This is a genomic window from Bradyrhizobium sp. AZCC 2230 (assembly GCF_036924495.1).
In the GTDB taxonomy this organism is placed as follows: Bacteria; Pseudomonadota; Alphaproteobacteria; order Rhizobiales; family Xanthobacteraceae; genus Bradyrhizobium; species Bradyrhizobium rifense.
In genome coordinates, this window is record NZ_JAZHRS010000001.1 from 6,627,042 (window position 1) to 6,641,310 (window position 14,269).

Annotated in this window: 11 protein-coding genes; 8 read left to right on the forward strand and 3 right to left on the reverse strand. The window is 63.0% G+C overall.

What is annotated here, in order from left to right; genetic code table 11:
- Positions 1–18: 18 nt before the first annotated feature.
- Both V1280_RS31710 and mtnA read left to right on the forward strand, forming a co-directional pair.
- On the forward strand, positions 19–894 hold the full coding sequence (locus V1280_RS31710) for an S-methyl-5'-thioadenosine phosphorylase (RefSeq protein WP_334533694.1): 876 nt from the start codon (positions 19–21) through the stop codon (positions 892–894).
- A gap of 33 nt (positions 895–927) precedes the next feature.
- Positions 928–2,040: an S-methyl-5-thioribose-1-phosphate isomerase gene (gene mtnA, locus V1280_RS31715; RefSeq protein WP_334533696.1), complete on the forward strand. Its 1,113-nt coding sequence runs from the start codon at positions 928–930 to the stop codon at positions 2,038–2,040.
- Between the two features lie 111 nt (positions 2,041–2,151).
- Here mtnA and V1280_RS31720 read toward each other — a convergent pair whose 3' ends face one another.
- Positions 2,152–2,787 carry an HAD-IA family hydrolase gene (locus tag V1280_RS31720; RefSeq protein ID WP_334533698.1) on the reverse strand — a complete coding sequence of 212 codons (636 nt, stop codon included), beginning with the start codon at positions 2,785–2,787 and terminating at the stop codon, positions 2,152–2,154.
- An 86-nt stretch (positions 2,788–2,873) separates the two neighbouring features.
- Here V1280_RS31720 and V1280_RS31725 point away from each other — a divergent pair, with 86 nt between their 5' ends.
- Positions 2,874–3,632 carry a S1 family peptidase gene (locus tag V1280_RS31725; protein ID WP_334538470.1) on the forward strand — a complete coding sequence of 253 codons (759 nt, stop codon included), beginning with the start codon at positions 2,874–2,876 and terminating at the stop codon, positions 3,630–3,632.
- 122 nt (positions 3,633–3,754) lie between these two features.
- Positions 3,755–5,257, forward strand: a complete 1,503-nt coding sequence (locus tag V1280_RS31730; protein ID WP_334533700.1) for a flavin-containing monooxygenase — start codon at positions 3,755–3,757, stop codon at positions 5,255–5,257.
- 230 nt (positions 5,258–5,487) lie between these two features.
- On the opposite strand, the gene V1280_RS31735 is transcribed toward V1280_RS31730, so the two are convergent.
- Together V1280_RS31735 and V1280_RS31740 are read right to left on the reverse strand one after the other, a co-directional pair.
- On the reverse strand, positions 5,488–6,414 hold the full coding sequence (locus V1280_RS31735; protein ID WP_334533702.1) for a response regulator: 927 nt from the start codon (positions 6,412–6,414) through the stop codon (positions 5,488–5,490).
- Positions 6,398–9,769: a hybrid sensor histidine kinase/response regulator gene (locus tag V1280_RS31740; protein ID WP_334533704.1), complete on the reverse strand. Its 3,372-nt coding sequence runs from the start codon at positions 9,767–9,769 to the stop codon at positions 6,398–6,400. The genes V1280_RS31735 and V1280_RS31740 overlap by 17 nt, the downstream gene beginning before the upstream one ends.
- A 177-nt stretch (positions 9,770–9,946) precedes the next feature.
- On the opposite strand from V1280_RS31740, the gene urtA reads away from it, so the two are divergent.
- The 4 genes from urtA to urtD all read left to right on the forward strand — a co-directional run bounded on the left by urtA (position 9,947) and on the right by urtD (position 14,214).
- Positions 9,947–11,197, forward strand: coding sequence for an urea ABC transporter substrate-binding protein (urtA, locus tag V1280_RS31745; protein ID WP_334533705.1), 1,251 nt, complete (start codon positions 9,947–9,949; stop codon positions 11,195–11,197).
- A gap of 162 nt (positions 11,198–11,359) precedes the next feature.
- Positions 11,360–12,286 (forward strand): urea ABC transporter permease subunit UrtB, encoded by a 927-nt coding sequence (urtB, locus tag V1280_RS31750; RefSeq protein ID WP_334533708.1) that lies wholly within the window; start codon positions 11,360–11,362, stop codon positions 12,284–12,286.
- A gap of 18 nt (positions 12,287–12,304) precedes the next feature.
- On the forward strand, positions 12,305–13,447 hold the full coding sequence (urtC, locus tag V1280_RS31755) for an urea ABC transporter permease subunit UrtC (protein ID WP_334533711.1): 1,143 nt from the start codon (positions 12,305–12,307) through the stop codon (positions 13,445–13,447).
- Positions 13,448–13,458: 11 nt separating this feature from the next.
- Positions 13,459–14,214 carry an urea ABC transporter ATP-binding protein UrtD gene (gene urtD, locus V1280_RS31760; protein ID WP_027531396.1) on the forward strand — a complete coding sequence of 252 codons (756 nt, stop codon included), beginning with the start codon at positions 13,459–13,461 and terminating at the stop codon, positions 14,212–14,214.
- Positions 14,215–14,269 lie beyond the last annotated feature (55 nt).

Sequence of the window (14,269 nt, forward strand, 5' to 3'; positions counted from 1 at the left end):
TGACAGGGTGGAGCAGGCATGACGCAGGCGGTATTGGGCATCATCGGCGGCTCCGGCATCTACGATTTGCCGGGACTCGAGGGCGCGCACGAAGAGGTGATCAAGAGCCCCTGGGGCGAGCCGTCGGCGCCGGTGCGGCGCGGCACCATCGCAGGCCTGCCGATCGTGTTCCTGCCGCGTCATGACAAGGGCCACCGCCTGTCGCCATCCGATATCAACTACCGCGCCAATATCGACGTGCTGAAGCGCGCCGGCGTCACCGACCTGATCTCGCTGTCGGCCTGCGGTTCCTTCAAGGAAGAGATGCCGCCCGGAACGTTCGTTCTCGTCGACCAGTTCGTCGATCGCACCCACAAGCGTGAGAGCTCGTTCTTCGGCAAGGGCTGCGTCGCGCATGTCTCGATGGCGCATCCGGTCTCGCCGCGGCTGCGCATCCATCTGGCCGCAGCGGCCGAAGCCGAGAGCATCGCGATCGCGCGCGGCGGCACCTATGTCTGCATGGAGGGGCCGCAATTCTCCACCTATGCGGAGAGCATGACCTATAAGACGCTTGGCTATTCGGTCATAGGCATGACCAACATGCCCGAAGCAAAACTCGCCCGCGAGGCCGAGATTTGCTACGCGACGGTTGCGATGGTGACGGATTTCGATTGCTGGCACCCCGATCACGACGCCGTCACCGTGCAGGACATCATCCGCGTGCTGACCTCCAACGCCGACAAGGCCAAGGCGCTGGTGGCGCGGCTGGCCAAGGATTTCCCGCGCGAGCACGAGCCATGTCCGATCGGTTCGGACCGTGCGCTCGACACCGCGCTGATCACCGCGCCCGAGGCGCGCGATCCCGAGCTTCTGAACAAGCTCGATGCGGTGGCCGGGCGCATCCTGCGCGGTTGAGACGCAAGGTAAAGGACGAAAAGGCAGAATGCCATGAAGGTCGACGGTAAGCATTTCCGGAGCATCTGGCGCGAGCGCGACGGCTGGTCGGTCGGAGCAATCGACCAGCGCCGGCTGCCGCATGAATTCATCGTTGCAAGGCTGACCTCGTGCGACGACGCGGCAGTTGCGATCCGCGACATGCTGGTGCGCGGCGCGCCGCTGATCGGCGCGACGGCGGCTTACGGCATGGCACTCGCAATGCGCGAGGATGCCTCCGACGCCGGACTGAAGCGCGCTTACGACACACTTGTCGTGGCGCGTCCGACCGCGATCAATCTGAAATGGGCGCTGGACGAAATGCGCGCGACGCTCGCGCCGATCGATCCGGTCGAACGAGCGGAGACAGCCTACGCCCGCGCCGACGAGATCGTCGAGCAGGATGTCGAGATCAACCGCGGCATTGCCAGCAATGGCCTCGCGCTGATCGAGGCGATCGTCGCGAAGAAGAAGCCGGGCGAGACGGTCAACGTGCTGACCCATTGCAACGCCGGCTGGCTCGCCACCGTCGACTGGGGTACCGCCACCGCACCGATCTATCTCGCGCATGAGCGCGGCATCAAGATCCATGTCTGGGTCGACGAAACCCGGCCGCGCAATCAGGGCGCTTCGCTCACGGCGTGGGAGCTCGGCCATCACGGCGTGCCGCATACCGTCATCCCCGACAACACCGGCGGGCATCTGATGCAGCATGGCATGGTCGATCTCGCCATCGTCGGTACCGACCGCGTCGCCGCCAATGGCGACGTCTGCAACAAGATCGGGACCTATCTGAAGGCGCTCGCCGCGCATGACAACAACGTGCCGTTCTACGTCGCGCTGCCGTCGCCGACGATTGATTTTACGGTCGATGACGGCGTTCGCGACATTCCGATCGAGCAGCGTAGCGGCATGGAGGTCACCGACATGACCGGCCGCACGGCTGATGGACGATTGGAAACCGTGCGCATCGTGCCGGACGGCTCGCCGGTCGCGAACTATGCGTTCGACGTGACCCCGGCGCGCCTCGTGACCGGCCTGATCACCGAGCGCGGCGTGCTGAAGCCCGACCGCGCCTCGCTGGCGGCTGCATTTCCTGAGCGGATCGCGTCTTCTGCGGCGGAATAGGCCTCGTAGGGTGGGCAAAGGCGCGCAAGCGCCGTGCCCACCATCTGCTTGTGGTGGGCACGCTTTCGCTTTGCCCACCCTACGGTGTCGTGCCTCGCAACGACGAGTTGCCTATCCGAGCTTCAACCCCGTCACTTTCTCCAGCTCTGCTATCGCCTGCGCGCCGCTCGTGACCTTGATCGTGGTCATGCCCATCTCGCGCGCGGGCTTCAAATTGACGCCGAGGTCGTCGAGATAGACGCAGTTCTTCGGATCGACCTTCAGCGTCTCGACCATCAGCCGGTAAATGCGCGGGTCCGGTTTGCGCAGGCCGATCTTGGCGGATTCGATGACGTGGTCGAACAGCACCATGATTTCGGCGACGTAGAGGGAGCGCCCGGTCATGCTGCCGATCGCGTTGGCCGGCAAATTGTTGGTGATGCAGCCGGTCTTGAATTGTGCCTTGATGCGCTTCAGCGCCTCGACCATTTCGGGACGCAGATCGCCTTGAAGCAGCGGCAGCACCTCGCGGCCGCGCACTTCGGCGCCGAGTGCGCGCGATTCCTCTGCGAACAAATGATCGAACGTGTCGACGTCGACCTCGGCGCGCTCGAACTTGGCCCAGGCGTTTTCCAGATGATTGGCGGCGTTGGTGCGCCGGATGATGTCGATGGGCAGGCCGCGCTCGGTCTCGAACCGCGAAAACGCCTCGAACGGCGAGCTCGTCAACACGCCGCCAAAATCAAAGATCACAGCCTCGATCGCCACTATCCTACCCTCGTCAATTCCTTTCCAAGACGGCTAGCATGCGCTATCCGCAAGGGCCAGTCCTGCCGACGCCCGAGCGTGTTCTCATGAAGAAGCTTGCAAGTCTCATCGTATCCGCGCAGCTGATCGCCACGCCCGCTCATGCCATCGTCGGCGGCGGTACGCCGCAGACCGACGGCGTCGCGCGCGCGGTCGTCACCATCGTCGGCTCGCGCGGCAATTTCTGCACCGGTAGCTTGATTGCGCCGAAGCTTGTGCTCACGGTCGCCCACTGCGTGCAGCCCGGCGCGGACTACAAGATCGTTGATCGTGGCGCCGACGGCACGCCCCAATTGCTGAACGTCCGCACGGTCGCGATCCATCCGAGCTTCAACATGCAAGCCATGCAATCGCATCGCGCCACGGCTGACGTGGCATTGCTGCAACTGGAAATTCCACTCAAGGGAAAATCGACGGTGCCGGTCGGCATGCCGACTATTCCAATCCAGGTCGGCAGCCGCTTCACCATCGCCGGTATCGGCGTCACCGTGCGCGGCGATGGCAAGAGCGGTGGCACAACGCGGGTGGCTGCGCTCGTCACTACCGGCCAGCCCGGCACGCTCCAGATCCGCCTGGTCGATCCCGTAACCAACGGTGTTCGCGACGGAATCGGCGCCTGCACCGGCGATTCCGGTGGTCCGGTGTTCGAGGACAGGCCGAACGGTGCCGTGCTCGTCGGTGTCATCAGCTGGTCGACGGGGCCGAATAATGCTGCTGGCTGCGGCGGATTGACGGGGGTCACGCCGCTGACGCTCTATCGCGACTGGATCTTGCAGACGGCGCGGAGCTGGGGCGCGGCGTTGTAGTTTGATCGCGGCTTGATCTATGTCATTTTGCTGAGGAAGCGCGGTTGGCGACCATGCCCGTCGCGGAGGAAACGCGTCGCCAATCAATGGCGGCCTGAAAAAGACAAGGCATAGAAGCAACAATGAATGTCGCTGTTCGCAGTCACGCCACCACCAAACAGGCTTCAGAACATTTCGACGTGCTGATCGTCGGCGCCGGCATCTCTGGCATCGGCAGCGCCTATCACGTCACGAAGCAGCTTCCGGGCACGAGCTACGTTATCCTGGAGACGCAGGCGACGTTCGGCGGTACCTGGAGCACGCATCGCTATCCCGGCATTCGCTCGGACAGCGACCTCCACACCTTCGGCTACAGCTTCAAGCCCTGGGTCGGGCCACCGATCGCCACCGCCGATGAAATCCTCGCCTACATGAACGAGGTGATCGACGACAACGATATCGCCCGCCATATCCGCTACAAGCACAAGATCAATTCGGCGAGCTGGTCGAGCGAACAGAATCTCTGGACCATCGAGGCCGTCGTGACCGACACCGGTGAGCCAAAAACCTTCACGGCAAACTTCCTCTGGATGTGCCAGGGCTATTATCGCCATTCCGAAGGCTACACGCCGCAATGGAAGGGCATGGATCGCTTCAAGGGCCGCATCGTCCATCCGCAGACCTGGCCGGATGACATCGATCTTAGGGACAAGAGGGTCGTCGTGATCGGCTCGGGCGCAACCGCTGCGACACTGGTGCCGAACATCGCCGACACATGCGCGCATGTCACCATGCTGCAGCGCTCGCCGACCTATTTCCGTTTGGGGCGCAACGCCATCGAGATCGCGGAGGAGCTGCGCCGGCTCCAGGTGGATGAAGCCTGGATCCACGAGATCGTTCGCCGCAAGATTCTGTTCGAGCAGGATGCGTTCACAAAGCTCTGCCTGTCCAAGCCGGAGCAGGTGAAGAAGGAGCTGATCGGCCAGATCAGCGCGGTGCTCGGCGCGGACTATGACGTCGAGACGCATTTCACGCCGAGCTATCGGCCATGGCGGCAGCGCATCGCCTTCGTGCCCGACGCCGATCTGTTCAAGGGCATCGCCGGCGGCAAGGCCTCGGTCGTCACCGACGAGATCGAGTGTTTCGTCGAGAACGGGATCCAGCTCAAGTCCGGCAAGCTGCTGGAGGCCGACGTCATCGTCACCGCGACCGGCTTCAATCTCTCGGCGCTCGGCGACATCGCCTTCGAGATCGACGGCAAGCCGCTCGCCTTCGGCGACACCGTGACCTATCGCGGCATGATGTTTACGGGCGTGCCGAACATGGTCTGGGTGTTCGGCTATTTCCGCGCGAGCTGGACGCTGCGCGTGGATCTCGTCGCGGACTTTGTCTGCCGGCTACTCGGTCACATGAAGGCGAAGGGCAGCAAGAAGGTCGAGGTGAGCCTGCGCGCCGAAGACCATAACATGCCGATCCTGCCCTGGATCGATCCGGAAAACTTCAACCCCGGCTACATCATGCGCGACATGAACCTGCTGCCCAAGCGCGGCGACAAGCCGGAATGGCAGCACAGCCAGGATTACTGGACCGAGAAGGACGAGATCCCGAAGACAAATCTGGACGACAAGGCGTTTGTGTATCGGTGAGGTTGTGGTTCGTTAGAGGGCGATAGCGATCGCTCCACACTCCGCTGTCGTCCCGGGGCGCGTAGCGAACCCGGGACCCATACTCCCAGGCAGTGGTCGTGGAGCGAGCTGGTCACTCCTAGTCTTCGCCAAACGTCTCCCTGTGGTTATGGGTCCCGGATCTGCGCTTCGCTTGTCCGGGACGACACTGTTGGTTGGGCGAACGGCGCACCGACTCATCGACCGAGCGACTACGAATTCCGCCTCGTCGCATTGGCGGCAATCGCCGCCGCGGCCGTCCGGTTCTCTACGCCCAGCTTGGCGTAAATCTGCTCCAGATGCTTGTCGACGGTCCGCGGGCTCAACCCCAAAATCTGCGCGATGTCGCGATTGGTCTTGCCCTTGCTGAGCCAGGCCAGTACCTCGCCCTCGCGGGTGGTGAGGCCGAGCTCGCTGGTGAACTCGGGCGGCAGCGCTGTGCCGGACTCCTTGGAGAGCCGCAGCAGGAACTCGTTCGGCGCGGTTTCGCCCATGTAATAGAACCGGAGCTGCGGATTGTCGGGCAGGGAAGCGGCCTGCGATTTCGCGCTGCTCTTGCCCTTCGCCTGCTCCAGCCATTGCAGCAGGGACGGCGGCAGGACGAAGTCGTCGGCCTGGGCGCCGTGATGATCAGCCAGCAGCTTCTGCGCCTGCGGTGTCGCCCAAAGGATGTGGCCCTGGCGGTTGACCGCGAACAGGAAGCGGCCGGAGACGTCGAGCGCGGTGCGCGCGCTCTGGGTCAGCCGTGCATTGCCGAGATGGACGCGGATGCGCGCCAGCATCTCCTCGATCACGATCGGCTTGGTCACGTAGTCGACGCCGCCGGCATCCAGCCCGCGCACGATGTGCTCGGTTTCGGCGAGGCCGGTCATGAAGATCACGGGGACATTGGCAAGACCGGCATCACGCTTGAGCCGCCGGCAGGTCTCGAAGCCGTCGATGCCGGGCATCACGGCATCGAGCAGCACGATGTCGGGTGTGATCTGGTCGACGATGCGCATCGCGGCCGCGCCGTCCATCGCCACCATCACCGTCATGCCTGCGCCGTCGAGCGCATCGGTGAGCAGCCGCAGCGTTTCAGGGGAGTCGTCGACCACGAGCGCGACGTCGCGCTTTTTCGTCTCAATGCTCATAAGCATGCAGTGTTTTCAATGTTGTCATGTACTGGTCGAGATCGAAGCGATCGACCAGCGATCGCATCTCCGCGACGAAGTCGGCATGCTCCGGATGCTCGCCGCCGATCTCGTCCAGCTTCAGCTGAATCGCTTTGACGTAGCCGATCTGGCCGAGCCCGATCAGCGCCTCGATATGTCTGACCGGCGGCCGCGAGCCGCTGTCCGGCCGCCACAGCGGCACGACGATCTCGTCGGAGCCGTATTGCCATTCGATCCTGAGCAACTGGCGAATGGTCTCCAGCAGCCGCGGGATGTCGATCGGCTTCATCAAATAGCCGTCGTGGAAGGGCTGCGCGAGCGGCGCGCCATGCGCCTCCAGCGCGCTCGCCGACACCATCAGGATGCGCGCCTGGTGGTGGCCGTCGGCGCGCAGCTGTTCCGCCACGGTCCAGCCGTCCATGCCCGGCATCGAGATGTCGAGCAGGAACAGGTCGGGACGGCAATGCTGCGCCAGCGCGAGACAGCCCGGTCCGTCGGCGGCACTGAGCAGGATGAAGCCGAGTGGCGTCAGCACTTCGCGCAGGAGATCGCGATGCACGGGATCGTCGTCAGTGATGAGGATGGTTTTGCGCGCGCCGTGATAGCCGGAGACCGGCGCCTCCACCGGCGCGATGCGCCTGGGGTTGGAGACCTCCGACAGCAGCATCTTGACCTTGAAGGTGCTGCCGCGTCCAACGGTGCTGGCAACCTTGATGTCGCCGCCCATCACACCGGCAAGCAGCCGGCTGATGGTGAGCCCCAGTCCTGTGCCCGTCTGCGGTTGCGAGACTCCAAGCGCGCCGCGCTCGAACGGCGCGAAGATGCGCTCGAGATCGGCGCCCTGGATACCGGGGCCGGTGTCGGTCACCTCGAACTCGGCGACGGGACTGCGGTAGTGCACGATAAACTGCACGCTGCCGGTCTGGGTGAATTTGATGGCGTTGGAGAGGAGGTTGATCAGCACCTGACGCAGCCGCTTCTCGTCGGCATAGACCACCGTCGGCAATGTCGCCGGACGCCGGAACACGAAGTCGATGCCCTTGGCGCCGGCCTGGAGGCGGAACATGCCGACGAGCTGATCGAGGAATTCGCTCAGATGGACCTCGTCGCGCGACAGATACAGCCGTCCCGCCTCGATCTTGGAAATGTCCAGAATGCCGTCGATCAGGCCGGAGAGATGATCGGCGCTGCGGCGGACGACGCGGACCTGGTCGCGTGGCTTGGTGTTGAGCGTTGCATCCTGCTCCAGCAGTTGGGCATAGCCGCTGATCGCATTCAGCGGCGAGCGCAATTCATGGCTCAGTCCCACCACATAGCGGCTCTTGGCGAGATTGGCGGACTCGGCGACCTCCTTGGCGCGCTGGAGCTCGGCGTCGGTGCGCTTGTGCGCGTCGATCTCCTGGATCAGCAGCGTCGTCTGCCGCCGCGTCTCGGCCTCGGCCGCACGGCGGCTCTGCTGCGCCAGCACGAACAGCCAGGCGACCACGCCGATGATGATGCTGAGCGAGAAGAACACCTTCCACAGCACGTTAGAGACGAGCGAGTTCTCCCCATGCACGCTCGCCGAGGTCTGCAGATAGATCAGCCCGAGTACCAATGCGACGAGGCCGGCGGAGACCACGAAAACACCGACGTAATGGCCAAACTGCGAGTTGATCCGCTGATAGATCGGCTGCGGCAGGATCCTGCTGAGCGCATCCGCAAATTGCACCTGCGCCCGCGCATGCGGTTTGCAGAGGTCGTGGCAGCGTGCATCGAGCGAGCAGCACAAGGAGCAGATCGGGCCGGCATAGGCGGGGCAGGACGACATGTCCTCCGGTTCAAAACTGTGCTCGCAGATACAGCACTGGATCGCCTCGATATTGGCCCAGCTCCGCTTCGGCTTGCGCGCGATGTAGAATTTCCCGTCGGTCAGCCAGGCAATGATCGGCGCGGTGACGAAGGCCACCGTCAGCGCGACGAAGGCGGCCAGCGCCTTCATGGTCGGGCCGAACAGGCCGTAGAATGCCGCGATCGACACGATGATCGCGAGCGTCATGGCACCGACGCCGACGGGATTGATGTCGTAGAGATGCGCCCGCTTGAACTCCATCTGCGGAGGACGCAAGCCGAGCGGCTTGTTGATGACGAGATCGGACACCAGCGCGCCAACCCAGGCGATGGCGACGTTGGAGTAGAGCGCGAGCGTCTGCTCCAGCGCCTTGTAGACGCCGATCTCCATCAGAAGCAGCGCCACCATCACGTTGAACACCAGCCAGACCACGCGCCCGGGATGGCTGTGCGTCAGGCGCGAGAAGAAATTCGACCAGGCGATCGAGCCGGCATAGGCGTTGGTGACGTTGATCTTGATCTGCGACAGCACCACGAAGAAGCCGGTCAGCGCCAGCGCGAGGTCCGGGTCCGACAGCACGTAGCGAAAGGCCACGAGATACATATGCGCCGGCTCGGCCGCCTCTTCGGGCGGCACGCCGTGGCTCAGTGCAAAGAAGGCGAGGAAAGAGCCGGCCAGGAGTTTCAGCGCGCCGAGCACGATCCAGCCCGGCCCCGCGCTCATCAGCGCGATCCACCACGACGCCTTCGATGTGCGGCGGTCGCGCGGCAGAAATCGCAGGAAGTCGACCTGCTCGCCGATCTGCGCCACCAGCGAGAACACCACGGAGGATGCGACGCCGAACAGCAACAGGTCGAAATGGCCGCCGAGGTCGCCGTGCTCGCCGGCGAATTTGTGCCATTCCGTGAAGGAGTGCGGGCTGGCCCACGCGATCGCGGCAAAGGGCAGGATGTGCAGGACGACCCAGAGCGGCTGCGTCCAGAGCTGGAAACGGCTGATCAGCGTGATGCCGTAGGTCACCAGCGGGATGATCGCGACCGCGCTGATGAGGTAGCCGATCGGGCGTGGGATGCCGAGGCACATCTCCAGCGCGGTCGCCAGGATCACCGCCTCGATCGCGAAGAAGATGAAGGTGAAGGAGGCGTAGATCAGCGAGGTGATTGTCGAGCCGATATAGCCGAAGCCGGCGCCGCGCGTGAGCAGGTCAATGTCGATGCCGCATTTGGCTGCATAATAGGCAATCGGCACGCCGCAGAAGAAGATGATGGTGGAGACGACGAGGATCGCGGCTGCGGCGTTGGTGACGCCGTAATTGAGGGTAATCGTGCCGCCGATCGCCTCCAGCACTAGGAAGGAGATCGCACCGATCGCGGTGTTGGCGACGCGGGCGGCGGACCAGCGGCGCGCGCTTTTGGCGGTAAAGCGCAGCGCGTAGTCTTCCAGCGTCTGGTTGGCGACCCATTGATTGTACTGGCGCCTGACGCGGTCTATTCGCTGCCGCCCTGCCACTTATACCCCACTCCCGAACTCGTCCGAACCTCTCGTGAACTCGCAAATCCCGTACCAAAAGCCTACGTCGGTATTTTGCGGTGCAGTATACGCGATCTTGCGTATGCTTGCGGTGCACAAATTCGAGCCATCCTGACGGCACCAATCGCGTGTCCTCGAACAAACAGTGGGGTGCTCATGTCAGACGAAGAAACCAAGGGCCTGTTGTCGCCGCTCCGGCGCAAACTATTGATGGGAATGGCGGCCATCACGATGCTGCCGCGGGCGTCCTTTGCGCAGACCCCGGCGACCTCGGCGGTCAACACCACCGGCCTCGCGGTCACTGACACCGAGGTGACGGTCGGCATCCTGCATTCGGCGACCGGCACCATGGCCATCTCCGAAACCGGCTCGATCGAAGCCGAAAAGCTTGCCATCGAGCAGATCAACGCCGCCGGCGGCGTGCTCGGCCGCAAGATCAAGTTCATCCAGGAAGACGGCGCTAGCGACTGGCCGACCTTCGCGGAAAAAGCCAAGAAGCTGCTCGTCAACGACAAGGTCGCGGCGATCATGGGTTGCTGGACCTCGGCCTCGCGCAAGGCGGTGCTGCCGGTCGTCGAGCAGTACAATGGCATGCTCTATTACCCGACCTTCTACGAAGGCCTCGAGCAGTCCAAGAACGTGATCTACACCGGCCAGGAGGCGACCCAGCAGATTCTCGCCGGCCTGAACTGGATCGCCAAGGAGAAGGGCGCCAAGTCGTTCTTCTTCGTCGGCTCCGACTACATCTGGCCGCGCACGTCGAACAAGATCGCGCGCAAGCACGTCGAGAACGTGTTGAAGGGCAAGGTCGTCGGCGAGGAATACTATCCGCTCGGCAACACCCAGTTCAACTCGGTCATCAACAAGATCAAGTTGACCAAGCCCGACGTGATCTTCACCGACGTGGTCGGCGGCTCCAACGTCGCCTTCTACAAGCAGCTCAAGGCCGCCGGCATCGACCTCTCCAAGCAGGCGCTGCTGACGATCTCGGTCACCGAGGACGAGATCGACGGCATCGGTGGTGAGAACATCGCGGGCGCCTATGCCTGCATGAAGTACTTCCAGTCGCTCGACAACGCGAACAACAAGGCCTTTGTGCCGGCGTTCAAGAAGATGTGGGGCGAAAAGACTGTTATCGGAGACGTCACCCAGGCTGCCTATCTCGGCCCGTGGCTGTGGAAGTTGACGGTCGAGAAGGCCGGCTCCTTCGACGTCGACAAGATCGCGGCGGCTTCGCCGGGCGTCGAGTTCAAGGGCGCGCCGGAAGGCTATGTGCGCATCCATGAAAACCATCACCTCTGGTCGAAGACCCGGGTGGGACGCGCCAAGCTCGATGGCCAGTTCGAGCTGATCTACGAGACCGCCGATCTCGTCGAGCCTGATCCGTTCCCCAAGGGCTACCAGTAAGAGCGCTACCAGTAAGAGCGCTACCAGTAAGCCACGCGGCGTCGATCGCCGTTTCCCTCAAGGCAAAACCTCTCCCTGGCGTGGACAGCAAATCCACGCCCAAGACCCCCGCGTCGCGAATTTTCTCGCGACGTGGGACCTCATCCCTGACGGAGGACATCGATGTTCGGCGACTACTCGCTTGGTGACCTTGGCTCCATCTTCGTCATGCAGGGTTTTGCAGGACTGATCCTGTTCTCTGTCTATGTGCTGATGGCGCTCGGTCTTGCGATCATCTTCGGCCAGATGGGCGTCATCAACATGGCCCATGGCGAGTTCATGATCCTCGGTGCCTACGTCACCTGGATGACCTCGAATTTCTTCCAGACCTATTTGCCGAGCCTGTTCAGCGGCTACTTCTTCCTCGCGATGATCCTCGCCTTTGTCGCATCAGGTGCGTTGGGAATGCTGGTGGAATGGGTGCTGATACGGCACCTCTACAAGCGCCCGCTCGATACGCTGCTTGCGACCTGGGGCCTCAGCCTGATGCTGCAGCAGGCCTATCGTTCCGTATTCGGCGCGCGCGAGGTCGGCGTCGAGCTGCCGCAATGGATGCTCGGCTCGCTGCACGTCAGCGACAGCATCGAGGTGCCGATCAACGGCGTCTTCGTGATGTGCCTGACCGTGCTGATCACGATCAGCGTGGCCTACGTCATGTACAAGTCGCGTTGGGGCCGCCAGGTGCGCGCCGTTGTGCAGAACCGCATCATGGCCGGCGCGGTCGGCATCAACACGGAAAAAGTCGATCGCTATACCTATGGTCTCGGCTGCGGCATCGCCGGCGTCGCCGGCAGTGCCTTCACCATGATCGGCTCGACCGGGCCGACCTCCGGACAGCTCTACATCGTCGACACGTTCCTGGTGGTCGTGTTCGGCGGCGCTGCAAGCCTGCTCGGCACCATCGCCTCGGCCTTCTCGATCTCGCAGACGCAATCCACCCTCGAGTTCTTCATGTCGGGCTCGATGGCCAAGGTGCTGACGCTGCTCGCCGTTGTCGGAATCCTGATGCTGCGGCCGCAAGGGCTGTTCGCCCTCAAGGTCCGCAAGTGAGAAATAGAGGCTGATGCAATGACCGACAATCGGTTCTTCAATCGATCGGAGCTCATCGGAATTCTGGTGCTCGCGGTCTTCCTGGTGGTGGTGCTGCCGCTCACGCTCGATGTCTTCCGGCTCAATCTGGTCGCAAAATATCTGACCTACGCCTTCGTCGCGCTGGGGCTGGTGATCTGCTGGGGCTACGGCGGCATTCTCAGCCTCGGCCAGGGCGTGTTCTTCGGGCTCGGCGGCTACTGCATGGCGATGTTCCTCAAGCTCGAGGCATCGAGCGTCGAGAACACCAAGATCCAGTCGACCCCCGGCATTCCCGATTTCATGGACTGGAATCAGATCACGGCGCTGCCGCTGTTCTGGAAACCCTTCAACAGCCTCACCTTCACCATCGCAGCCATCATCCTGGTGCCCGGCATCTTCGCCTTGATCATCGGCACCGCGATGTTCAAGCGCCGCGTCGGCGGCACCTATTTCGCGATCATCACCCAGGCGGTCGCGGCCATCCTCACCATCCTGATCGTGGGCCAGCAGGGCTATACCGGCGGCATCAACGGCATGACCGACCTGCGCACCCTGAAGGGATGGGACATCCGTCCCGACCACGCCAAAATCGTGCTGTACTTCTTCGAGGTTGGATGCCTGTTCGTCTGCATCATGATCGCGCAGTTCGTCCGGCACTCCAAGCTCGGGCGTATCCTGGTCGCGATGCGCGAGAAGGAAGACCGGGTTCGCTTCTCCGGCTACAGCGTCGCCAACTTCAAGATCTTCGCCTTCTGCATCGCCGCCGTATTCGCCGCGATCGGCGGCGCGATGTTCGCGCTCAATGTCGGCTTCATGTCGCCGTCCTTCGTCGGCATCGTGCCGTCGATCGAAATGGTGATCTACACCGCGGTCGGTGGCCGGCTGTCGATCCTCGGTGCCATCTACGGCACGCTGTTGGTCAACTTCGCCAAGACCAGCCTGTCGGAGACGTTCCCCGAATTGTGGCTGTTTGGCCTCGGCGGCTTGTTCATCGCCGTGGTGCTGGCTTTCCCGAACGGTCTTGCCGGGATCTGGGGCGACTATGTGCAGCCGCGCATCGACCGCCTGATCTCGTCGCGCAAACCCAAACCCGAAGGCTGGACCGACAGCTCGGTCGCCGACGGCGCCCCGGCGGAGTGAGGAGATTCATCATGCTCGTAGGTCACCAGCCCAAGGAATTTTTGCTTGCCGTCGAGGCGCTCACCGTCTCGTTCGACGGGTTCAAGGCGGTCAACGATCTCTCCTTCTATGTCGACGAGAACGAGATCCGCGTCATCATCGGCCCGAACGGTGCCGGCAAGACCACGGTGCTCGACCTGATCTGCGGCAAGACCAAAGCAACGTCGGGCTCGATCCAGTTCCGCGGCAAGGAGCTGACGCGGATGAAAGAGAACGAGATCGTCAAGACCGGCGTCGGCCGTAAATTCCAGAACCCGTCGATCTACGACGATCTCACGGTGTTCGAGAATCTGGAGATCTCCTATCCGCGCGGACGCTCGGTGTTCGGCGCGCTGACCTTCACCCGCGACGCGGCCGTGCGTGACCGGGTGCATGAAGTCGCCGAAATGATCTTCCTGAAGGATCGGCTGAACATGAGTGCCGATCTGCTCAGCCACGGCCAGAAGCAATGGCTCGAGATCGGCATGCTGCTGATCCAGGATCCGGACCTGCTGATGCTCGACGAGCCCGTTGCCGGTATGAGCGTGTCGGAGCGGACCAAGACCGCGGAGCTCCTCAACCGCATCATCAAGAACCGGTCGGTGCTGGTGATCGAGCACGACATGAAGTTCGTCGAGGACATCGCGCACAAGGTCACCGTGCTGCACCAGGGCCAGATTCTCTCCGAGGGGACCATGGAGAAGGTGCAGAACGATCCCAAGGTCATCGAAGTCTATTTGGGACACTGACGATGGCGGGTAGGAGGCAAGCAAGCGCGGCGATCTCCGTCCACCTCTCCCACTG

Bases quoted from the DNA above. Each gene is read 5' to 3' on its own strand.
- V1280_RS31730 (WP_334533700.1), top strand. From the start codon at position 3,755: ATGAATGTCGCTGTTCGCAGTCACGCCACCACCAAACAGGCTTCAGAA.
- urtB (WP_334533708.1), top strand. From the start codon at position 11,360: ATGTTCGGCGACTACTCGCTTGGTGACCTTGGCTCCATCTTCGTCATG.
- urtD (WP_027531396.1), top strand. From the start codon at position 13,459: ATGCTCGTAGGTCACCAGCCCAAGGAATTTTTGCTTGCCGTCGAGGCG.
- V1280_RS31710 (WP_334533694.1), top strand. From the start codon at position 19: ATGACGCAGGCGGTATTGGGCATCATCGGCGGCTCCGGCATCTACGAT.
- V1280_RS31735 (WP_334533702.1), bottom strand. From the start codon at position 6,414: ATGCTTATGAGCATTGAGACGAAAAAGCGCGACGTCGCGCTCGTGGTC.
- V1280_RS31725 (WP_334538470.1), top strand. From the start codon at position 2,874: ATGAAGAAGCTTGCAAGTCTCATCGTATCCGCGCAGCTGATCGCCACG.
- urtA (WP_334533705.1), top strand. From the start codon at position 9,947: ATGTCAGACGAAGAAACCAAGGGCCTGTTGTCGCCGCTCCGGCGCAAA.
- mtnA (WP_334533696.1), top strand. From the start codon at position 928: ATGAAGGTCGACGGTAAGCATTTCCGGAGCATCTGGCGCGAGCGCGAC.
- urtC (WP_334533711.1), top strand. From the start codon at position 12,305: ATGACCGACAATCGGTTCTTCAATCGATCGGAGCTCATCGGAATTCTG.